A 19,864-nucleotide genomic window follows, 5' to 3' on the forward strand; every position below is an offset into this window, starting at 1 on the left:
CAGAGCCACCACGCCAGCGCGGAACGCAATACGTAACCCGCTGAGTCCAGTATCCGAAGACAATGAGCCGGTCTGGAGCCTTCTGCCCGCGGTGCGGCGACGAGATGGCGGAGCCACCCGAGGACCGCCCGCACCTCCCGGGCGCCCAACGGGACTCCGAGCGGGTGCTGTGTGACGCCTGCTACTTCGAGGAGTTCGACCTCGTGGACGCCCCCGAGAAGATACAGGTCCGCGTCTGTGCGCAGTGCGGCGCGGTCCACAAGGGGAACCGCTGGGTCGACGTCGGGGCCGAGGACTACACGGACGTCGCCGTCGAACAGGTGAGCGAGGCGCTGGGCGTCCACGTCGACGCCCAGTCCATCGCGTGGCAGGTCGCCCCCGAACAGGTCGACCAGAACAACATCCGGATGCACGCCGAGTTCTCCGGCGTCGTCCGCGAGACGCCCGTCACCGAGGAGGTGGTCGTCCCCGTCGCCATCTCCAGACAGACCTGCGAGCGATGCGGGAAGATAGCCGGTGGCTCCTTCGCCAGCGTCGTGCAGGTCCGGGCCGACGAGCGGGACCCGACGGACGAGGAGATAGCGCGCGCGAAGACAATCGCCGAAGAGTACGTCGCCGACCGCGAGGAGACGGGCGACCGCAACGCGTTCATCACCGAGAAGAAGGAGGTGCCGGAGGGCCTGAACATGAAGATTTCGACGAACCAGATGGGCCTGGGCATCGCCAAGCGTATCACCGCCCAGTTGGGTGGCTCGTACTCCGATTCGAAACGCCTCATCACCGAGGACGAGGACGGCCAGAAGCTCTACCGGATGACCTACGCCGTCCGCCTGCCGCGTTACCAGCAGGGCGAGATTATCGACCCCGAGGACGGCGACGGCCCCGTCCTCGTCCGCTCGGTGCAGGGGAACCTGAAGGGCGTCCGACTGGCCACCGGCGAGCACTACGAGGCGAGTTTCGAAGAGGGCGAAGCCCCGGACGGCGAACGACTGGGCTTCCGAGAGGAGAGCGAGACGACGACGCTGGTCGCCGTCGAGGACGAGAACGCCGTGCAGGTGCTCGACCCGGACACCTTCGAGAGCGTGACGATTCCGCGGCCCGACTATCTGGACACCGGCGGCGACGAACTGACCGTGTTCAAGAGTCAGGCGGGGCTTCACGTCCTGCCCGAGAACGGCGACGGCGATGAGTGAGGACGGCGACCAGCGCCTCGCCGTCGTCGTGGCGAAGCCGCGCGCACAGCACGTCATCGACGCGCTCGAAGCCGAGGGCGTCTACGACGCCGACCGGAGCGTCCGCTCGTGGGATAGCGACAGCGTCGCCGTTCCCGTGACCGATGCGCCGGCGTCCGTCGACGTCCGGGAGGTCGTCCGGCAGGTCGGTGAGCCGCGACTTCGGACGCTGGCGGACCACCTGCGCCAGCGCGGGTGGACCGACGAGGAACTCGCCGCCGCGCCGTCCTCGTGGGCCGTCGTCGGGAGCGTCGTCCTCGTGGAGGTGGGCGACGCACCGCGACCCGAGGAGGTGGGACAGGCGCTGCTGGCCCTCCACGGCGAGGCCGACACGGTGCTGGCCCGGGGCGGCATCTCGGGCGTGCACCGCGAACCGGACGTGCGCGTACTGGCCGGCGAGGGCGACACCGAGACGGTCCACACCGAACACGGCACGCAGTACGGACTGGACCTCGCCGAAGTCATGTTCTCGCCGGGCAACAAGGCCGAGCGGGCGCGGATGGGCGAGGTCGTCGAGGCCGGCGAGCGCGTCCTCGACATGTTCGCCGGCATCGGCTACTTCACGCTCCCGATGGCCCGGGCCGGCGCGGACGTCACGGCCGTCGAGCGCAACCCGACGGCGTTCCGCTATCTGGTCGAGAACGTGATGCGCAACGGCGTCGACCAGCAGGTCCAGCCCTACCGGGCGGACTGTCGCGACGTCGTGCCGGAGTTCGCGAGGGAGGCCCGCGCCGACCGCGTGATGATGGGGTACTACGAGGCCCACGAGTACCTCGACAGCGCACTCGAAGCGCTGGCCGCCGGCGGCGTCGTCCACATGCACGAGGCGACGCCCGAGGCCCTCGGCTTCGAGCGGCCTATCGAACGGCTTGAGGCCGCTGCGGCCGACGCCGGCCGCTCGGTCGAGGTGTTGGACACCCGGCGCGTGAAGGGGTACAGTGAGGGCGTCGCCCACGTCGTCGTGGACGCCCGGGTCGAGTGACGACCACAAACTATTCACCAACCGTCCGACAGGTACCCGTATGCGACGCCGCCAGTTCCTCGCCGCCGTCGCCGTCGGCGCGACCCTCCCCCTCGCCGGGTGTTCTGACCCCCGCGGGTCCATCCGCCTGACGGACGTGAGCGACGATACCGCCCTCGCCAAGCAGTGGGCCACCCCCATCAGCGCCCTCTCCGACCCGTACCGCGGCCTCGTGGTCGGCGCCGTCGAGGGCGACGCCGACCGCGCGACTGCGGCGGACACGCATCCGCCGTTCGAGCCGCCGACCCCCCTCGAGTACGAGCGGTCCTACTACTCCGTCGACTACGAGGCCACGAACGAGCGCACGCGAACCCAGTACGGGGTCGAGTCGACGTTCGACCCAGACCCCCCACCCGAGCGGACGGTCGCGTACGCCGACCTCCCTGCCGTCGACCGGGAGAAACTCGACCGCATCTTCGACCCCGACACGTCGCGGGACCCGGGCGAGACGTTCGGCGTCGGCGTGCGCTACACGGACGCAGAGGCCGCCGAGTCCGTCGTCGTCCCCGAACCCGAGTACGACGGGGTCACGCGGGACGGAGCGACGTTCGGGGTCGCCGTCCGCGGCAGCCGAGAGGTGACCGTCGCCGACTACCGCTACCGCGCCGAGTTGCTGGCCGAAGACGATACCGGACTGGCCAGCATCGCACGCGACCGCTTCCAGTTCTCGTTCGGCGGTCTTCCGAGCGACCAGCGGGCCGTCCTCGACGAGGCGAAAGGCGGCGAGGCCGAGTCCGAGGACCCGCCCTCCGAAGCGTTCACGGCGCTCGTCGAGCGGTTCCGCGCCCACGACGACGTGGCCGTCGACGTGTCCGAGTACAGCGGGACGTGGCTCCTGCGGTACGACGACGCCGACTGGTGGGCCGAAGTCAGGTATCCGGAGGGGATGCGGGGTTAGAACAGCGGTTCGAGGTCGCCCTCGGGAGCCGACAGCAGGTCCGCGAGCTTCGTCTCAGAGCTATCGCTCAACTCGCGCATCGACTGTTGGGTCTCGATGGCGATGCCCTGTAGCTCCTTGACCCGCGGGACGTCGCTGACCCCCGAGAGGACCACCGCGGCGGCCACCTCGTCGGCGTCCGGGACCGGGAAGTCCCCGCCCCGGACCTCCATCGTCCCCGTCGCCTCCTCCAGCCAGTTGCGGGCCTTCTCGACGCCCTGCCGGCTCAGTAGCTCCGGCGGCCCGGCGACGACGACGAGGGCCCGCTCGGCGCTCGTTATCTCGCAGGGCAGGGAGAGGCGGCCCAGCGTGGCCTGCCGGACCGTCGAGAGGATGCGCGGCGTCGCGTCGGTGGCGTCGGCGGCCTTCTTGCCGCCGAAGAGCCCGCGCTTGCGCTCGACTGGCGAGGCCGCGTAGCCGAACGAGGAGACCCCGCCACAGGCGAAGGTGTTGATTATCTCGCTGGCGTCGACCACCTGCTCTGGGACGGCGCGGCCGTCGGTCTCGCCGGCGGCGAGGAGGACGCCGAAGCGGCGGGCGAGTTGCTCGTTGGCCCGCGCGAACCCGCTGGCGAGGCTGTCTCCGGCACCGGACATCGTCTCGTTGTCGTAGACGACGAGGTTGTCCACCTCGCGGACGAACGTCATGAACGACCGGGCGGCGTTGAGCACGTAGATGCCGCCCTCGTCTTTCGCGGGGAGCAGTCCCAGCCCGTACACCGGTTCCTCGTAGCGCCGGCCGAGTTCCTTCGCGAGGTACGGCGCGACGCCGGACCCGGTGCCGCCGCCGAGGCCGGCGACGAGCATGAACGCGTCCACCTCGTGGGTCGGGATGTCGGCGACGGCGTCCAGCACCTCCTCGCTGTCGGCCTGCGCGATTTCGGCCCCCAGTTCGTTGTCGGCGCCGACGCCGTGGCCCTTCACGCGGTCGGTGCCGATGAGCAGGCGGTTGCCGACGGGGACCCGCTGGAGGCCCAGCAGGTCCGCTTTGGCGGTGTTGACCGCCAGCGCGTCGACGACGATATCGCTGTCCGTCCGGTCGGCGTACTCCAGAAAGGCGTCCGTGACCTTGCCACCAGCCTGACCGACCCCGATGAGTGCGAGACGCATGTCCTGATTGTACGGTAGGGCCGTCTTAACAGTATGCCCGCGCCGAGACTCGTCGTAACGCCTAATTAGCCGTCAGCCGAACGGCGTGCATGGACAGACAACAGGTGATGGCAGTCTTTCTGGCCTTCCTGATGGTCGGGTCGGCCGTCGTCTACGGACTCGCGTTCGCGTTCCTCTAGTCCCAGACGTCCGAGAGGGGGTGACTGCCGCCGCCGGACCGCGAGCGAGAGCGGTCGTGGCGGCGCTTCGCGCTCGCACTGACGCCCGTCAGCGCGCGGTCCGGCGCGAACTCGGGGAGGTCGGGGTCGGACATCCCCACCACTTGCTCGTCGAACCAGTCGGGCATGTCGTGACGGGCCCGTTCGAACAGGTCCAGCAGCGACGAGTCCGCGAGGTAGGTCGACCCGTAGTCGTCGGGCGCTCTGACGACGCGCCCGCAGGCCTGAATCACCGTTCTGAGCGCCGTCCGGTAGTACCAGCCCCACTGGCCGTCTTCCAGTCGCCGGGCGACCCGCGAATCGCGCGTGTTGGGGTAGGGGGCCTTGCAGAGGACCTGCCAGCGACAGAGGTCGCCCTCAAGGTCCAGCGCCTCCTCCATCTTCACCGAGAGGAACACGTCGGGGTTGTCGCTTCGCTTCCACGCCGACAGCGCGCCGTCCCGGTCGGCCTTGTCGTGGCTCCGGACCCGCGGACCGACGCCGAAGTCGGTCAACAGGTCGTCCAACTGCTCCTGAATCGCGTAGGAGTGACAGTGAATCAGCCCTTTCTCGTCGGGGTGCTGGGCCATGATGCGGACGATTTGGCGGGCCACCTTCGGGAGGGTGTCGTCGCGATGGTCGTAGGTCATCTTCCCCTGCGTGACGTCGTACAGCGGCCGGTTCTCGACGGGGAAGGTGTGGCCCACTTCCACGAGGGCGACGTCGTCGGGGTCCAACCCGACGTTGGCGCAGAACGCCTCCTTGTTCAGAATCGTCGCCGAGAGGAGGGCGAAGCGGTTGCCCCGGTCCCAGACGGTGTGTTTCAGGTACCGCTCGGGGTTCATCGGCTTGATGGTGACCGGCGCGCCCTCGCCGTCGGCCTGGTCGACCACCCACGTCGTCGCGCTCTCTGGGTCGCGGTAGTCCTCCTGAAACCACGAGAGGTCGCTCCGGAGTGTGTTCAGCGAGTCGCGCTCGGCCACCTCGTCGGGGGTGAGTTCGGCGTTGCCACGCAGTTCCTTCACGCGGCGCTCGGTGAGGTGTTCGAGGCGTTCGGCGAACGAGACGGCCTCGTCCAGTCCGTCGAGGTTCGGCACGTCGAGGTCACCCCACATCGGGATGGTCTCCGGCGAGAGGTCGATGGTGGCGTACATCTCCGCCCACTCGCCCAGTCCGTGGGCCTCGTCGACGACAACCACGTCCCGCTTGCCGAACACGTCGCTGCCGGCCGTCTGCATGAAGTACGCGAGCGTCATCGCCGCGATGCGGCGGTTCGAGGCGATGGCGCGGTCCGAGAAGTACGGACAGCGGTGTTTCACCTGACAGTCGAACTCCCGTTCGCGCACGCAGGGGGCCTGATTGACAGGCGTGTCCGTCTCGCCGGGGAGGATGCAGTCGTAGTTGTTCTTCCCGCGGATGACACAGAGGTCTTCCAACAGACTGTCCTCGGCCACGTCGTCCAGTTGGGACACCTGCGGCGTCGTGTAGTAGGCGTCGACGACCTGTTCGGCGGCCGCCTCCCCCGCGGTGCGGGCACACCCCGCGATGGCGCGGGCCAACAGGGACTTGCCGCTCCCCGTCGGCGCGCGCACGAGGACGACGTCGTTCCCGCCCTCGAAGGCCGCGCGGATGTCCGAGAGGGCCTGCTTCTGGTTCCCGCGATAGCTCGGAGCGGGAAACTCGTCGTGAATCCGCGCCGGGTACACGCGAGAAGGCAACGGGCCGGCGGGCGTAAACCTTTCCTGTCGGATGCCGGCGGTGACGCGCCAGAGCACACGGCCGAGACGGGGTTGCCGATGGTGTGGGCAGTGTTCACACCCACACGGTCGTGTGAGTGGTACCCTCGGAAGCCTTATACATATACCCCCTGTATGTTTGTTTGCAATGGCAAACGGTAAGGTTGATTTCTTCAACGACACAGGCGGTTACGGTTTCATCTCGACTGAGGACGCGGACGAGGACGTGTTCTTCCACATGGAAGACGTCGGCGGCCCGGACCTTGAGGAAGGCGAGGAGATAGAATTCGACATCGAACAGGCCGACAAGGGCCCCCGCGCGACGAACGTCGTCCGCAACTAACGCAGATTCTCGGTCGCGGAAGCGACCACGTCTGACGCGTTTTATCGACCACCACAGTTCTGAGCGGTAGCGTCGCGTCTCGGCGACGCAGGGCCGACGAGCAACGGCGAGCGCTAGGACTCCTCGGAGAGCGCCGCGACGTCCGCCGCCGTGACCTCGTGGTCGTCGGGCAGGCGGTCGATGCAGTCGTAACAGAGGAAGTGTTCGGTGCCGTCGCCGAGTTCGAGGACGATGCCCTCGGTCGGACGGCTCTCTCGGGTCCAGATGTTGGCGATGCCGCCGGCTATCGAGACGCTCCTGCCACAGCCGTCGCAGGGCTGTGAGGCCATGGCCGACCTAGCGGCGACTGGGGTAAGGACCTTTGCTTTTTGGTACGTGCTGTCGAAGAACACGGCATGGAGGTCGATTGCGAAGGGTGCGCTGGGTGTTGCATCGACTGGCGCCCGCTCACCGGCCGAGACATCGACCACGAGCGACGCGGCCCGTTCGAACCGCTGGACGACACCTACAACCTCGTGCCGCTCTCCCGCGAGGAGGTCCGCGGGTTCGTCGAGGCGGGGTACGGCGACGCCCTCCGACCGCGGTTGTGGCGGGCCGAAGAGGACGACCGGAGCGTGACGCTCGACGGCGTCGACGTGGCCGCTATCGACGACCGGCCCGTCTTCTTCGTCGGGTTGCGCAAGCCGCCGAAACCCGTCGCGCCGTTCGACCGGCCCCCGACGTGGCTCCGGACCTGCGCGTTTCTGGACCCGACGACGCTCCAGTGTCGCATCCACGGTGGCGAGCACTACCCGCAGGCTTGCAGTACCTACCCCGGCGAGAACCTCCTGCTGGAGACCGAGACGGAGTGCGAACGCGTCGAGTCCGTCCACGGCGGCCGCCGGTTGCTGGACGACGACCCGCCGGACGTGACCCCGCTGTTCGGCCCGGGCGCCCTCGGGGAGCGAGTGTTCGCCCACCCGGACCCGGCGCGTGTCGCCGGAGCAGTGGGGCGGTTCCGCGACGACGACCTCACCGCGGCGGACCGAGCGGAGTTCGTCGCCGTCGCCGCCGCGTCGAGTCCGGGGACGCTCGCAGTCAGCGACGCGCACTACGAACAGGCGCTGGAGGCGGTGTCGACCGCCGACTCGTGGGTCGGTCGGACCGTCGAGGAGTGGCGCGAACGGGCGGGCGGACTCGGAGAGCGGTCCCCCGACCCCGCCGTCGCCCGGCACGTCGAGGACGAGGACGGCGCGCCGCCGACGCCCGGGTGGTGAGACGCCGCGGGGACCGCCCGGCCGAACGGAGTGGCCGCTCGGCAGGGGTGCCTTTTAACCTCCTGCCGCGCCGTGAGTGGACCATGCACGTGCTGGTGACCGGCGCGTCGGGGTTCGTGGGGAGTCACCTCGTCCCCGCACTCCGTGCCGCCGGCCACGACGTCCGCGCCCTCGTCAGGGACCCGTCGACGTACGACCCGCCGCGAGGCGTCGAGGTCGCGACCGGGGACCTGTTGGACCCCGGCAGTTTCGAGGACGCGGTGGCGGGCGTCGAGGCCGCCTACTACCTCGTTCACTCGATGCGGGCGGGCCCCGACTACGCCGAACGGGACCGTCGGGCGGCGACGAACTTCCGGGCGGCGGCCGACGACGCCGGCGTCGGCCGCGTGGTGTATCTGGGCGGCCTCGGCGAGGACGACGAGATTCGGTCGAAACACCTCCGCTCGCGCCGCGAGGTCGAGTACCTGCTTGACGAGGGCGAGTACGACCTGACGGCGCTCCGGGCGGCCATCGTCATCGGCACCGGGAGCGCCAGTTTCCGCCTCATCAGGGAACTGACCGCGCGGCTACCGGTGATGTTCACCCCGCGGTGGGTCCGCACCGACTGTCACCCCATCGCCATCGCCGACGTCGTCGAGTATCTCGTCGGTGCCCTCGAAACCCCGTCGACGGCCGACGAGACGTACGAAATCGGCGGCCCCGAGGTGATGACCTACGCCGAGATACTCCGGCGGACCGGCGAGGTGATGCACGACGCGGAACCGCACATCGTCCCGATTCCGATACTGAGCCCCCGACTCTCGGCGCTCTCCATCGGACTGGTGACGGACGTTCCCTCGACGGTCGCCAGACCGCTCATCCACGGGCTGAAGACGCCCGTCGTCGCCGGGGACGACGACATCCAGCGGCGAATACCGGTGACGCTGACGCCGTTCGACGAGGCCGTCGAGCGAGCGCTCGACGGGACCCGACAGAGCGACCGTATCCGGGCCGTCGCCGACGGTGGTGAGGCGAGCGACGCGAGACGTCCCTCGTCAGACCCGCGTTCTGACGGTGGTGCGCCGAGCGACGCGAGGGGAGTCTCGCCAGAGTTCCGCACTGACGGCGGTGAGACGGAATGAGCGGCGAGAACCCGCCGCCCGAGTACGGCGAGGCGTGGGTCTACGAGAGCATCGTCAAGGCGCTCCCCGGCATCGACATTCCCACGTGGGCGGCACTCGCCATCCAGTTGGCCGTCTTCGAGGTGGCCGTCGTCGCGCTGGCGTGGTACTACGACGTCTGGAACGCCGCCATCGCCGCGACGGCGGTCATCTTCGTCGCCACCGTCGGGAGCATCGAGTTGCTGCGCATCAGCACGCTCGTCCGCCGCATCGACGTCCCACCGACGTACAGCGCCCTGCTGTTCTCCTCGAACATGGAGGTGGTGCTGTCGGTACTGGCCTACATCGCCATGTTGACCCACCTGTTCGTCTTCGACCCCCAGACCGCCGAGTCGCCGCTCGTCACGACACTGTTCGGGCCGGAACCGCCGGTGTTGGTGGTGTACCTGACGCTGCTCATCCTCTGGGACGTCTGCTACCGCATCGGGACGGGGTGGTGGGCCAGCATCACCGGCCTCTGGCGGTCGCTCCGCTTCCGGTTCGACCGGGAGACCGCACGGGTGTTCCAGCGGGCCGACCTAGAGACGTGGGGGTTCGGCGTCCTCCAGTTGGTGTTGGTGCCGTTCGTCCTGGACCAACCGGTCCTGCTGGCGGCGCTGATAGCGCACGTCCTGGCCGTGACTGTGGTCACAGCCGCGTCGGTGACGTTGCTACAGGTCCGGTCGAGAAAGCCCGGCGTTACTCGGAGTTGATCTGCTTGAACTGGTCCAACAGCTCTTCGGTGGACTCCCCGCTGTCGTAGTTCACGGTTCCGTGATACGCTGTGCGGTCGTCGTCCTCCGAAAGGTCGACCTCGTTGTTCTTGCGTTCACGGCGTTCGTGTTCGTCGTCGTCATACGCTCCCATAGACATACGTTACCACACTCAAACTTGCATGTTAGTACCTATCAATGTAACGGTCAGTCGAATTCTCCACCCACAGGCCTCCTATCCCCCACAGACGCGCTCTTCGCCCCATTGAAAGGAGGGATGCGGAACGCACAAGACCACTGACCGACTACTGACGGGCGTGGCTGGCCCACTTCGATTTCGCTACTCGACCGAACGCTGGAGCGAGGACCGCGTCCGGCGTGACCTGCTCTCCCCCCTCCAGAACACCTTCGGCGCCGAACTGAACGGGCCGTGGTTCGTACCACCCGACGGGTGGGCGGCCCGCAGACTGGAGATGGACAACGGCGACCTCGCCCTGTTCTGCTGGAACGGCAACGAGGCCTACTGGCTCGGCAACACACAGACGCCCGAGACGCTCTGGCGGACGAACAAGCGGACGTTCGACGAGGCCCCCGACCCCATCTCCGAGTGGGGCCAGCGCGAACTCCTCGCCCAGTTGGAGGTCGAGGACCCGTGGCTCGCCGAGTACGAGGCCGTCGCGCACTTCTTCCTCCCCGTGTTCCTCTCGAAGGACGGCCGGGACTCGACGCGGACCTTCTTCCGGGACCACGCCGGCGGCTTCCCCGACGCCACGCAGGCAGAGGGCCTGCGCTTCTACGACGACTTCCTCGCGACCGGCGTGTTGGACGAGTATCGCTACACGATGGCCAGCAAACTCGGGACCAGCGAGGGGTTCGACCTCTCGCGGATGCAGGCGACGATGGGGGAGTTCAACACCGCGAAACTGCTCGTGGACTCGGGCAACGACATCGAACCCGAGGTGGAACTCGGGTCGGGCCACTCCGTCGACTTCCGCGTCGAGGACACCCTCGTCGAGGTGACCCGCCCCCGCCCGCCGACTCGCCGACAGGTCGACACCGCCATCGGCGCGCTGAAGGCCTCCGGCGACGCGAAGACCCGCGACCAGCTGGCCGCCCACCCCGGCGCGGTGCTGGTGGTGGACTGTACCTCCTTCCACGACGACGAGTGGCGACGGGTGTACGCCGAGAAACCCAGCGTCGGCTACGAACCACTCGTCGCGTTCCGGTACCGCCCCGACGGCACCGTCGAGGGGTATTCGCGTGGCTCCGTACCGTTCCCACTCCCGTTCTGAGCGCGTCGGCGTCACGCACACCACACCGTTATCCTCGCCCAGAGAGTAGCCCGGCGCATGCCCCACATCGCCGAGACGCACATCGTCAACCGAGAGCGCGTCCAGCCCACCCACGCCAACAACTACGAGAGCGCCCACGGGGGCATCGTGATGAAGTGGATGGACGAAATCGGTGCCATGTCCGCGATGCGCGCCGCCGAGGAGTCCTGCGTCACCGCGCAGATGTCCCGCGTCGACTTCGAGCGCCCCATCCCCATCGGCGACAACGCCCGCGTGGAGTCGTGGGCCTACGCCACCGGCCGGACGAGCGTCCGGGTCCGCATCGAAGTCGCGGCCGAGAACCCCCGCACCGGCGAGACGAAAGAGACCACGAGCGCCTACGCCACCTTCGTCGCCGTCGAGGACGGGACGCCCGTGCCGGTGCCCGAGTTGACCGTGAAAGGCGAGAAGTGCAAGGAGCTACGGGACCGGGCGCTGGCCGAGGAACCGGAGCGGGAGTGAGCGAGGCGGCGAGAGACGTGTCGGCCGGCATTTGAATCCGGAGTCAGAGTAAACTGAGCGTCTCGCAACGTACGGCTAGTCCCCGAACTGAAGGCTAAACGTAGTCTGAGGGAGTGGTTCACAAGGATTCATAAGGTATCAGTAACTCGTCACAGAACGAGATGAACCGGGATTCTGTTCGTAGTTTTGTGGACCAATCTGAGGCCGTTTTTGAATCATCACCACAGATGGACGAAGCAAACACAAAAGCCGCCATCCTGCGTGATTTTTTAGATTTGCTTGATTGGCAAATCCCGGAGAACACTCAGCTCGAATACTCAGTCGAAGCGTTCGGACGGACCTACAAAGTCGATTACGCACTTCGCTCTTGGGAAGTAGATTGTTGATAGCGAGAGCTGCGGCTAAAAGTCGAAGAGGGCAAGGGCACCGCGCCAGCGGTGCCCGATATGTTCCCAATGAGCCGATTCGTGTCGGAATCGGCTGCAGCGGACCTGCTGGAACAGGTTCGCTGGCGTGATGGCGTCGAATGCCCCCGCTGCCGTTCTGACCTGACGGTCAGAAACGGCAGCTATCGGGTGTATCAGCGGTATTTGTGTAAGAATTGCGGTCGGACGTTCAACGACAAAACCGACACGATCTTCGCTCACTCGAAGATGAAGCTCAAAGAGTGGTACTTCACTATCTACGTGTTCTTACGGTTTAACACGAGCATTCGACAGATTGAGGCGGAACTCAATCGTTCGTACAGAACGGTGAGACGGCGCGTCGAGCGCTTCGCCAGAGCGCTCGACGCGCCTTCGATCACGCTGTCTGGACCGGTCGAAATCGACGAGGTGTACGTCTCTGCTGGCCTCAAAGGCCGCGAGCGCGACCAGGAGTCGCGCTCGCGTGGCCTGTCCACGCGTGGACGAGGATCGTACGACGGTGACAAACCGCCGGTGTTCACGCTGGTCGACCGTGGCTCGGACGATCGGTACGTCGTGCCAGCGAAATCCGCCGACGAATCGACCATCCGACTCCTGCTCGCCGACCACGAGCAGGAGTCGCTGACCGTCTATACCGATGGATTTCGGGCCTATGATCCGTTAGAGGACGACGACGGGTTCAACCGCAAATACGTCGTCCACGGCGACGGAGAATACGCTGACGGCGATATCCACGTCAACACCTGCGAGAGCCACGCGTCGCTGACGCGACGGTGGCTCTCGCCCCACCGAGGAGTCTCAAAAGACAAGCTAACGCCGTATCTCAGAACGCTTCAGCTCCGTCGCGAACTCTACAGAAAACCAGGTGACGAAGCACTCAAACATGCTCTCGACGCCGTTCTCTGAAATCAACAACGTGCTTCACAAGAGCGTACGCACTTATAATCGAAGGTACACCAGTGGCTTTTCTCGAAGCAAAGGGAGCCGACACCGCCCTGACCGCTGATCACGAGGAACAGTTGTCCTCGTATATGACGAACAAGAACGTAACTTATGGTATTCTCACGAACGGCAAGGAGTATCGCTTTTTTCAGCGCCGAGTTGACGCTACCCACGTAGACGTTCAGAAAGTCGGTGAGATACCACTTAGCGACCTTCCGAACCGGCTCGCCGTTGTAAGGGCTTATAAAAGAGACACTATCGAATCCGGTGAGTCTGGTAAGATCCTCGGTCGAATCAACGAACTCCGGGAGGCTCGCCATGCCCTCGAAACAGACAAAGGCGGTCTAGCGAGGACTATCTCACAAGTGCTCGCCGACGAAGTGTCTACGACGATTTCTCCCCTCGCTGAAAGTCAGGCCAAAGAGATGATTGATCGGCTTGTTTCAGACATAGAGTCTGAGATAGACGTCGATAGTCCTGATACTGGCACCAGTGGAAACAAAGGAGGTATCCGACCCGAGGGGGACCAGATCGTAGGCACAATCAGTCGTAACGAAATTGTGGGGCCTGACGACGCGAGTGTCGCCGTATTCCCGAGCAAAAAATCCGGCGTTCAATTCTTACGCGAGAACAATGCATGGGGATTCGTCGATATCGGGCGTGACCCCGATTTTGTAGCAATGTACGTCTCTGAGGGAGAGAGTGAAGTGAGATACGTTGCACGGGTCAAAGAGATAGTCTCCGCCAAGCAAGCGGACCTTGCCCGGCCCGACCAGTACTACTTCGAATCTGGATCTAACGAGGCGCAGGCCGGATTTGATCCTGGTCAGAAAGTACTGGTTTTTGAGGAAGAGAGCCTGTTTGAACTGGAAGACCCTGTCCCATTCGAGACCAAATATCCGCAGTCGCTTCGATATACGACCTTGGAGGCCCTCAGAACTGCAAAGACAACAGACGACATGCTCTGAGACTCTGTTTAAGCGCAGCAGTCATTTAGCGACACGCCAGTCTCACAATGCAACTGAACGCGGTGCAACGAGATGTGTCGTTCAGAGTTTGATTGTGAGAATTTCGTCGCCCGGAATTTGAACTACGCGAAGACGGTCGCTCACGGTGTTCGCGCTGCGTCTTCTCTCGATTCAAATCCCGCATCAGTCTCGCACGTCGACACGGAACGCGGCGCGACGAGACGCGCCGCTCGCAATTAGTCTCCAAGAAGAGCCTAGGCCGGAATTTGAATCCGGGGTCTCGTCCTTACCAAGGACGCGCTTTACCGCTAAGCTACCCAGGCGCACTTCGATGTACCCGGCAATTGTCTTTAGGCGTTTCGATTCGGGCCCGGCGTGGCGATTGTTCTCAGTGGTCGGCGGCGGCCTCGGTGCCGTCACTCTGGGTGTGGTCGGGCCGGGCGCGGGTCCGCAGTGCGTCGGTCACCTCGTCACCGACGAGGCGGGCGCTCTCGGGGAGGCCGTCGGCCCCGAGGCCGGTGGCGTACTCGCGGAGCGTCGGCGTGGGGTGGACGCCGGCGGCGGTGACGCCGGCGACGACGGCGAGTTCGCAGACGTCCACCTCCAGCGTCCCGTCGAGGCTCTCGTCGCCGGTGGTGCGCTGGACGGTCTGGTCGTGGCCGAACGAGCGGACGACCTGCACGGCGGCGTCGGCGGCCTCCGTGCGAGCCAGAAGGTAGAACCCCCGCGAGACGAGGATGTCCGCGATGAGGATGTCGAGGTCGGCGGCGTCCCGGTCGCCGTCGGTCCACGGGTCGTCGTGGGCGAGTTGCCGGGTGAGCCGAAGCCCCTCGTAGATGAGTTGGACGCCGGCGGCGCGGTCGGCGTCGCCGTCGGCGGGGTCCGCCGAACGGTCTCTGGCGGCGCTGGCGCTGACCAGCGTCAACACGCCGGGCGAGAGCGAGGCGTCGTCGAGGCGTGCAGAGATGCGCTCACAGAGACGTTCGGGCTCGACGTCGTCGACCGCCGCCAGCGCGGCTCGGCGGACCGCCGCCACTTCCTCCATTGGTGCGACCTAGCGGCGGCAAGGGCAAAGACCTTTGGAAACAGCGGAGTCAGACAGCGCATGGTCCGGACGACGGCCGACGGCGACGTGCGCGTGCTGACCCTCGACCGCCCCGAGCGGCGGAACGCGCTCGACCGAGCGGCGCTCCGAGACCTCGAGACGGCCGTCTCGGAGGCGACGGAACCGGTGGTGTACCTCCACGGCGACGGCCCGGCGTTCTGCGCCGGGGCGGACCTCGACGTCGTCGAGTCCCTCGACGAGGAGGAGGCCGTCGCGTTCGCCGAACTCGGACAGCGGGTCGCCACGACGGTCGAGTCCTACGACGGGGCCGTCGTCGCCGGCATCGACGGGGCGGCCCGCGGCGGCGGCGTCGAACTGGCGCTGGCCTGCGACCTCCGGGTGGCGACGCCCGACGCGACGTTCGCGGAGACCGGGGTCAAACTCGGCCTGTTCGGCGCGTGGGGCGGCACCGGACGGCTCCCCCGAGTCGTCGGCGAAGGCGAGGCGCTGGACCTCGCGCTGTCGGGCCGCACCGTCGACGCCGACGCCGCCCTCCGGATGGGGCTGGTCTCACGGGTCGTCGACGACCCCCGTGCCGTCGCCGACGAGGTGGCCGCCGTCGACCACGGGGCGCTCCGGGAGCTGAAGGCGATGATGCGCGACGAGTCGGACAAGCAGACGATAGAGGAGCGCGAGCGAGCGGCGTTCGAACGGCTGGTCGGGGACGCGGAGTTCTGAGTCCGGCCGCGATACCCACGACGGCGGCGTCCCCCGAAGCGGCGGGGTGGAACCGACGCCCGGAACGAGATTTATAGTCACGCGTCACCTAGCGGGGTGCGTGAACCGCACGGCAGCGCTCGACGCCGTCGTCTTCGGGGTGGACATCCAGAGCGGCGACGTGCGTGGTGACGCCCCGTCCTACGCGCTGGTGGTGTTCGACGGCGAGGAGATAGAGCGTGACGTCGTCTCCCGCCGGAAGCTTCGACGCCTCGTCGACGACCGGGAACCGGACATCGTCGCGACGGACAACATGTACGAACTGGCGGCCGACAAGGACCAGTTGGTCCACTTCCTCGGGTCGCTCCCCGACGCGACGAAACTCGTGCAGGTGACCGGCGACGAGCGACCGGAACCGCTCTCACGGGTCGCCAAGCGCCACGGCGTGCCCTACGGGAAAAAGCCCATGAAGGAAGCGGAGGCCGCCGCTCGACTCGCCGCCGCCAACGTCGGACAGGAGGTGTCTGCGTTCACCGACACGACCGAGGTGAAGGTCTCGCGTGGCCGTTCGACGGGCAAGGGCGGGTGGTCCGAGGACCGCTACACCCGGCGCATCCACGGGGCCGTCAAGAAGCAGGCCCGCGAGGTAGCGTCCGAACTCGACGGCGCGGGGCTGGAGTACGAGCGCGAGGTCACCGAGAAGTACGGCGGCTTCTCCAGCGCCGTCTTCCGCGTGCAGGCCCGTCCGCAGGACATCCCCGTCTCCACGCACCGCTCGGGAGACACCCGCGTCGAGATTGAACGGATGCGCCGGGACGGCATCGAGTTCCGACCGCTGGCGAAGCGCCGGGACCACGTCGTCGTCGGCGTCGACCCCGGCACCACGACGGCCGTCGCCATCGTCGGGTTAGACGGCGAGGTGCTCGACGTCTACTCCTCCCGGACCAACGACCGGGCCGACGTCGTCGAGTGGATAATCGAGCGCGGGCGACCGGTCGTCGTCGCCGCCGACGTGACGCCGATGCCCGAGACGGTCGAGAAGTTCCGCCGGTCGTTCGACGCCGCCGGGTGGGAACCAGAGCGGGACCTGCCCGTCGACGAGAAGAAACACCGGACCCGCGAGGAGGGGTACGACAACGACCACGAACGGGACGCGATGGCGGCGGCGCTGTACGCCTTCGACCACCACGAGAGCCAGTTCGACCGCGTCGCCGGGAAGGTCCCGCCACAGCACGAGGTGGGGCCCGTCGTCGCCCGCGTCGTCGCCGGCGACGAGTCCGTCGAGTCCGTCCTGCGTGACATCGAAGGCGACGACGAGGCCGACGAGGAGTCGTCGAGCCACCAAGCCCGCGAGTTGAGCGACGAGGAGAAGGAGATAAAGCGACTGGAGGCCCGCATCGACCGCCTCGAGTCCCACGTCGACGACCTGAAAGAGACCATCCAGCGCAAGGACGACCAGTTACGGGAGAAAGAGAAGCAACTGGAGAAGGCCAGACAGGAGGGCCGTCGGGAGGTCCGCAAGGACCGGGAGGTCACCAGACTCGAACGGCGCAACGAGGCGCTGGAACGGAAAGTCGACGAAGAGCGGGAGAAGCGCGAGGAACTGGCCGACAAACTCGACCGCCTGAAGTCCCTGTGGAAACTCGACCACTCGAACTTCGCCGACGTCGCCGAGGAACGGGAGGGACTGGTGCCCGTCAAGGTCGTCGAGCAGTTCACCCGCGACGCCATCGAGGCCGCCGACGAGCAGTTCGGACTCGTGGCCGACGACGTGGTCATGCTCCGGGACGCCTCGGGCGCCGGCCGGTCGACGGCCGAGCGACTCGCCGACGTCGACCCCCGAATCGTCCTCCGGAACGGGAACCTCTCGGACGCCGCCGACGAGGTGCTGTTCGACCACGACGTCCCCGTCGCACCCGTCGAGATGGTCACCGTCCAGGAGATAGACGAACTCGCCGTCGCCCGCGAGAGCGAGGTCGAAGCCGCCGTCGAGGACTGGTCGGACCGGGCCGAGGACCGCGAGCAGGAACAGAAGGCCGAGATGGTCGACCAGATTATCAGCGAGCACCGGGCGGACAGGCCGGCAGAGCAGTAGTGGGACCGCACGGAGTGGGGGTTCGAGCCGCGGCCGAAATCCCGTCAACCCCCGCCAGCGTCCCTGTGGACGGCATCGAGAGGCGATTCTGTACGAAGGGTTATTACCACCAGTAGCGTACCAGACGGTATGGCGGGGGATGGGCGGCTTCTCGAACGCGCACTCGATACGTTAGACGACGTTTTCTACGTCTACGACGAGAGCGGACGGCTGATTCACTGGAACCGGCGACTGAACGACCTCTTCGGGCTGACCGACGAGGAACTCGACGGGATGCTCCCGATGGAGTTCTTCGAGGAAGCGGACCGGCCGGCCGTGACGGACGCCATGGCCGAAATCTTCGAGCACGGGGAGACGTCCGTCGAGGCGTGGGGCCAGACCACCGAGGGGCGCATCCGATTCGAGTTGACCGGACGACTGGTCACGGACGACGACGGGTCTGTCCTCGGGTTCGCCGGCGTCGGCCGGGACGTGACCGACCGGTACGAGCAGGCCTGGCACCTCGCCCAGCAGAACGAGCGGTTAGAGGAGTTCGCCGACATCCTCGCACACGACCTGCGGAACCCGCTGGCCGTCGCCAACGGCCACCTCGAACTGGCCCGGCGAGAGTCGGACTCGGCGGCGCTGGCCGCCGTCGACGACGCCCACGACCGGATGGCCCGCATCGTCGAGGACGTGCGGACGGCGACGCGCGAGGGGACGCTGGCGGACGCCGCCGAGGCCGTCGACGCGAGCGTCGTGGCGGCCGACGCGTGGGCCACCGTCGAGACGGGCGAGGCGGTGCTCGACACACCGGCGTCGCTGTCGATAGTCGCCGACGAGGACAGACTCCGGCGTCTGTTCGAGAACCTCTTTCGGAACGCGATAGAGCACGGCGGCCCGGACGTGACCGTCACCGTGGCACCGACCGACCGGGGGTTCGCCGTCGAGGACGACGGGCCGGGCATCGACCCGGCGGACCGCGACTCCGTGTTCGTCCCCGGCGTGAGTGGGACCGCCGATGGGACCGGGTTCGGTCTCTACATCGTCCGCACCATCGCCGTCGCCCACGGCTGGACGGTGGACGTGGCCGAGGGGGAGACGGGTGGCGCTCGCTTCGAGTTCGACCTACACGAGCGTTAGGACATCCCGCCCATTCCCATCCCGAAGGAGGCCAACAGGCTGGAGACGAGGCCGTAGACGATGAGGCCGAGGCCGCCCACGACGAGGGCGAGGCCGGCCGCGACGATTGGTTGCTTCCATGCGACGAGGCCGATACCGCCGAAGAGGACGACGACGCCGGCGACACCGGACAGGCCGAGTTTGTCGAGCATACCCGTGTTCGCCCCGCCAGCGGACAAAAACCCGTCGGTCAGTACTCGAACTCGGTGTCGACGCCGCGGGCGGCCCCGACCATCTCCGCGATGGCGTCCTGCCGGCGCAGGAGCGTCATGGTGTTGCCGGTCACGTCGAAGGTGCCGTTCATCACGGACTCGGAGACGTCCAACTCGCCCGACAGCATCGCGGTCCACGCCTCGTAGGGGCCGCGCAGGGCGAAGTCGTAGTCGGCGTCGCCGTCGGCGACGTGGGCGGCGGTGCAGTCGCCGTCGGCGACGACGACCTGGAACCGTATCGGGTCGCCGTCGTAGACGTCGTCCGCCTGTATCTCGAAGCGGAACGTCGCGTCGAACCCGGCGGCCGCCTCGGCGAACGCCTCGCGGTCGTTGATTCGGTCGCGCCACGCCTGCGCCCAGTCGTCGGCTTCGGCGGGCAACCTGAGAGTCATGCGCGGCCGTTACCGTGGCCGGACCTTGGGCCTTGCCACTCGGGCCGGCGTGACAGTCACGCGTTGCCACGGGCAATCGTACAAAACTTAACCCTCCCGGGACCGAACGGTCAGACATGAGCGACAACGAGGGCCGGAAAGACCTGCGGATGCCCGACGACGACGAGGTGTTCGCCGTCGTCACGAACATGCTCGGAGCCAACCGCGTCAAGGTACGCTGTATGGACGGCGTCGAACGCACAGCCCGGATTCCGGGCAAGATGCAGAAACGAATCTGGATACGCGAGGACGACGTGGTCCTCGTCTCGCCGTGGGACTGGCAGGACGAGAAGGCCGACATCACGTGGCGCTACGAGAAGCAGGACGCAGACCAACTCCGCGAGGAGGGCCACATCCAGGAGTAGCGCCGTAATGCACCGCGCGCCAGCGCC

23 protein-coding genes and 1 tRNA gene are annotated in these 19,864 nt (G+C 67.0%); 16 read left to right on the forward strand and 8 right to left on the reverse strand.

What is annotated here, in order from left to right:
• Nucleotides 1-62 precede the first annotated feature (62 nt).
• From Hhyl6_RS07820 to Hhyl6_RS07830, 3 genes are read left to right on the forward strand one after another with little or no spacing between them, the layout of a single operon-like run.
• Entirely contained in the window at nucleotides 63-1,193 is a 1,131-nt protein-coding gene (locus Hhyl6_RS07820) for a 60S ribosomal export protein NMD3 (protein WP_483738653.1), read from the forward strand.
• A complete protein-coding gene (locus tag Hhyl6_RS07825) occupies nucleotides 1,186-2,214 on the forward strand; it encodes a class I SAM-dependent methyltransferase (RefSeq protein WP_483738654.1) in 1,029 nt (342 codons plus the stop codon). Before Hhyl6_RS07820 ends, Hhyl6_RS07825 begins: the two co-directional genes overlap by 8 nt.
• 40 nt (nucleotides 2,215-2,254) lie before the next feature.
• A complete protein-coding gene (locus Hhyl6_RS07830; protein ID WP_483738655.1) occupies nucleotides 2,255-3,151 on the forward strand; it encodes a hypothetical protein in 897 nt (298 codons plus the stop codon).
• On the opposite strand, the gene Hhyl6_RS07835 is transcribed toward Hhyl6_RS07830, so the two are convergent.
• Nucleotides 3,148-4,299: a tubulin/FtsZ family protein gene (locus Hhyl6_RS07835; protein WP_483738656.1), complete on the reverse strand. Its 1,152-nt coding sequence runs from the start codon at nucleotides 4,297-4,299 to the stop codon at nucleotides 3,148-3,150. The genes Hhyl6_RS07830 and Hhyl6_RS07835 overlap by 4 nt on opposite strands.
• A gap of 175 nt (nucleotides 4,300-4,474) precedes the next feature.
• Nucleotides 4,475-6,202, reverse strand: a complete 1,728-nt coding sequence (locus tag Hhyl6_RS07840) for a helicase C-terminal domain-containing protein (protein ID WP_483738657.1) — start codon at nucleotides 6,200-6,202, stop codon at nucleotides 4,475-4,477.
• Nucleotides 6,203-6,380: 178 nt separating this feature from the next.
• On the opposite strand from Hhyl6_RS07840, the gene Hhyl6_RS07845 reads away from it, so the two are divergent.
• Nucleotides 6,381-6,575, forward strand: a complete 195-nt coding sequence (locus Hhyl6_RS07845) for a cold-shock protein (RefSeq protein ID WP_166967680.1) — start codon at nucleotides 6,381-6,383, stop codon at nucleotides 6,573-6,575.
• Nucleotides 6,576-6,688: 113 nt separating this feature from the next.
• On the opposite strand, the gene Hhyl6_RS07850 is transcribed toward Hhyl6_RS07845, so the two are convergent.
• The gene (locus tag Hhyl6_RS07850; protein WP_483738658.1) at nucleotides 6,689-6,904 is read right to left on the reverse strand and encodes a DUF7561 family protein; all 216 of its coding nucleotides are present in this window, start codon (nucleotides 6,902-6,904) and stop codon (nucleotides 6,689-6,691) included.
• A 66-nt stretch (nucleotides 6,905-6,970) separates the two neighbouring features.
• On the opposite strand from Hhyl6_RS07850, the gene Hhyl6_RS07855 reads away from it, so the two are divergent.
• The 3 genes from Hhyl6_RS07855 to Hhyl6_RS07865 all read left to right on the forward strand — a co-directional run bounded on the left by Hhyl6_RS07855 (nucleotide 6,971) and on the right by Hhyl6_RS07865 (nucleotide 9,683).
• A complete protein-coding gene (locus tag Hhyl6_RS07855) occupies nucleotides 6,971-7,831 on the forward strand; it encodes a YkgJ family cysteine cluster protein (RefSeq protein WP_483738659.1) in 861 nt (286 codons plus the stop codon).
• Between the two features lie 83 nt (nucleotides 7,832-7,914).
• A complete protein-coding gene (locus tag Hhyl6_RS07860; RefSeq protein WP_483738660.1) occupies nucleotides 7,915-8,952 on the forward strand; it encodes an NAD(P)H-binding protein in 1,038 nt (345 codons plus the stop codon).
• Nucleotides 8,949-9,683, forward strand: coding sequence for a DUF7530 family protein (locus Hhyl6_RS07865; protein WP_483738661.1), 735 nt, complete (start codon nucleotides 8,949-8,951; stop codon nucleotides 9,681-9,683). The genes Hhyl6_RS07860 and Hhyl6_RS07865 overlap by 4 nt, the downstream gene beginning before the upstream one ends.
• Here Hhyl6_RS07865 and Hhyl6_RS07870 read toward each other — a convergent pair.
• Nucleotides 9,670-9,843 carry a DUF5786 family protein gene (locus tag Hhyl6_RS07870; RefSeq protein WP_483738662.1) on the reverse strand — a complete coding sequence of 58 codons (174 nt, stop codon included), beginning with the start codon at nucleotides 9,841-9,843 and terminating at the stop codon, nucleotides 9,670-9,672. The genes Hhyl6_RS07865 and Hhyl6_RS07870 overlap by 14 nt on opposite strands.
• Nucleotides 9,844-10,000: 157 nt before the next feature.
• Here Hhyl6_RS07870 and Hhyl6_RS07875 point away from each other — a divergent pair, with 157 nt between their 5' ends.
• The 5 genes from Hhyl6_RS07875 to Hhyl6_RS07895 all read left to right on the forward strand — a co-directional run bounded on the left by Hhyl6_RS07875 (nucleotide 10,001) and on the right by Hhyl6_RS07895 (nucleotide 13,811).
• Nucleotides 10,001-10,975 carry a DUF5784 family protein gene (locus Hhyl6_RS07875; protein WP_483738663.1) on the forward strand — a complete coding sequence of 325 codons (975 nt, stop codon included), beginning with the start codon at nucleotides 10,001-10,003 and terminating at the stop codon, nucleotides 10,973-10,975.
• A gap of 57 nt (nucleotides 10,976-11,032) precedes the next feature.
• A complete protein-coding gene (locus Hhyl6_RS07880; RefSeq protein ID WP_483738664.1) occupies nucleotides 11,033-11,476 on the forward strand; it encodes an acyl-CoA thioesterase in 444 nt (147 codons plus the stop codon).
• A 161-nt stretch (nucleotides 11,477-11,637) separates the two neighbouring features.
• Nucleotides 11,638-11,862 (forward strand): hypothetical protein, encoded by a 225-nt coding sequence (locus tag Hhyl6_RS07885; protein WP_483738665.1) that lies wholly within the window; start codon nucleotides 11,638-11,640, stop codon nucleotides 11,860-11,862.
• 60 nt (nucleotides 11,863-11,922) lie between these two features.
• The gene (locus Hhyl6_RS07890) at nucleotides 11,923-12,807 is read left to right on the forward strand and encodes an IS1595 family transposase (protein WP_483738666.1); all 885 of its coding nucleotides are present in this window, start codon (nucleotides 11,923-11,925) and stop codon (nucleotides 12,805-12,807) included.
• A 53-nt stretch (nucleotides 12,808-12,860) separates the two neighbouring features.
• Nucleotides 12,861-13,811 carry a hypothetical protein gene (locus Hhyl6_RS07895; protein WP_483738667.1) on the forward strand — a complete coding sequence of 317 codons (951 nt, stop codon included), beginning with the start codon at nucleotides 12,861-12,863 and terminating at the stop codon, nucleotides 13,809-13,811.
• A 251-nt stretch (nucleotides 13,812-14,062) separates the two neighbouring features.
• Here Hhyl6_RS07895 and Hhyl6_RS07900 read toward each other — a convergent pair.
• Nucleotides 14,063-14,134: transfer RNA gene (locus Hhyl6_RS07900), tRNA-Thr, on the reverse strand.
• Nucleotides 14,135-14,199: 65 nt separating this feature from the next.
• On the reverse strand, nucleotides 14,200-14,856 hold the full coding sequence (locus tag Hhyl6_RS07905) for a DUF7114 family protein (protein WP_483738668.1): 657 nt from the start codon (nucleotides 14,854-14,856) through the stop codon (nucleotides 14,200-14,202).
• Nucleotides 14,857-14,916: 60 nt separating this feature from the next.
• Here Hhyl6_RS07905 and Hhyl6_RS07910 point away from each other — a divergent pair, with 60 nt between their 5' ends.
• The 3 genes from Hhyl6_RS07910 to Hhyl6_RS07920 all read left to right on the forward strand — a co-directional run bounded on the left by Hhyl6_RS07910 (nucleotide 14,917) and on the right by Hhyl6_RS07920 (nucleotide 18,790).
• Complete coding sequence (locus Hhyl6_RS07910) at nucleotides 14,917-15,594, forward strand: enoyl-CoA hydratase/isomerase family protein (RefSeq protein WP_483738669.1); 678 nt, start codon at nucleotides 14,917-14,919, stop codon at nucleotides 15,592-15,594.
• Nucleotides 15,595-15,694: 100 nt separating this feature from the next.
• Nucleotides 15,695-17,668, forward strand: coding sequence for a DUF460 domain-containing protein (locus tag Hhyl6_RS07915; RefSeq protein WP_483738670.1), 1,974 nt, complete (start codon nucleotides 15,695-15,697; stop codon nucleotides 17,666-17,668).
• A gap of 129 nt (nucleotides 17,669-17,797) precedes the next feature.
• The gene (locus Hhyl6_RS07920) at nucleotides 17,798-18,790 is read left to right on the forward strand and encodes a sensor histidine kinase (protein ID WP_483738671.1); all 993 of its coding nucleotides are present in this window, start codon (nucleotides 17,798-17,800) and stop codon (nucleotides 18,788-18,790) included.
• On the opposite strand, the gene Hhyl6_RS07925 is transcribed toward Hhyl6_RS07920, so the two are convergent.
• Both Hhyl6_RS07925 and Hhyl6_RS07930 read right to left on the reverse strand, forming a co-directional pair.
• Nucleotides 18,787-18,981: a DUF7470 family protein gene (locus Hhyl6_RS07925; protein ID WP_483738672.1), complete on the reverse strand. Its 195-nt coding sequence runs from the start codon at nucleotides 18,979-18,981 to the stop codon at nucleotides 18,787-18,789. The genes Hhyl6_RS07920 and Hhyl6_RS07925 overlap by 4 nt on opposite strands.
• 38 nt (nucleotides 18,982-19,019) lie before the next feature.
• The gene (locus Hhyl6_RS07930) at nucleotides 19,020-19,433 is read right to left on the reverse strand and encodes an SCP2 sterol-binding domain-containing protein (protein WP_483738673.1); all 414 of its coding nucleotides are present in this window, start codon (nucleotides 19,431-19,433) and stop codon (nucleotides 19,020-19,022) included.
• Nucleotides 19,434-19,549: 116 nt separating this feature from the next.
• Here Hhyl6_RS07930 and eif1A point away from each other — a divergent pair, with 116 nt between their 5' ends.
• A complete protein-coding gene (gene eif1A / locus Hhyl6_RS07935) occupies nucleotides 19,550-19,837 on the forward strand; it encodes a translation initiation factor eIF-1A (protein WP_220617691.1) in 288 nt (95 codons plus the stop codon).
• The last annotated feature ends 27 nt before the right edge of the window (nucleotides 19,838-19,864 follow it).

Source organism: Haloarcula sp. H-hyl6 (genome assembly GCF_056934455.1).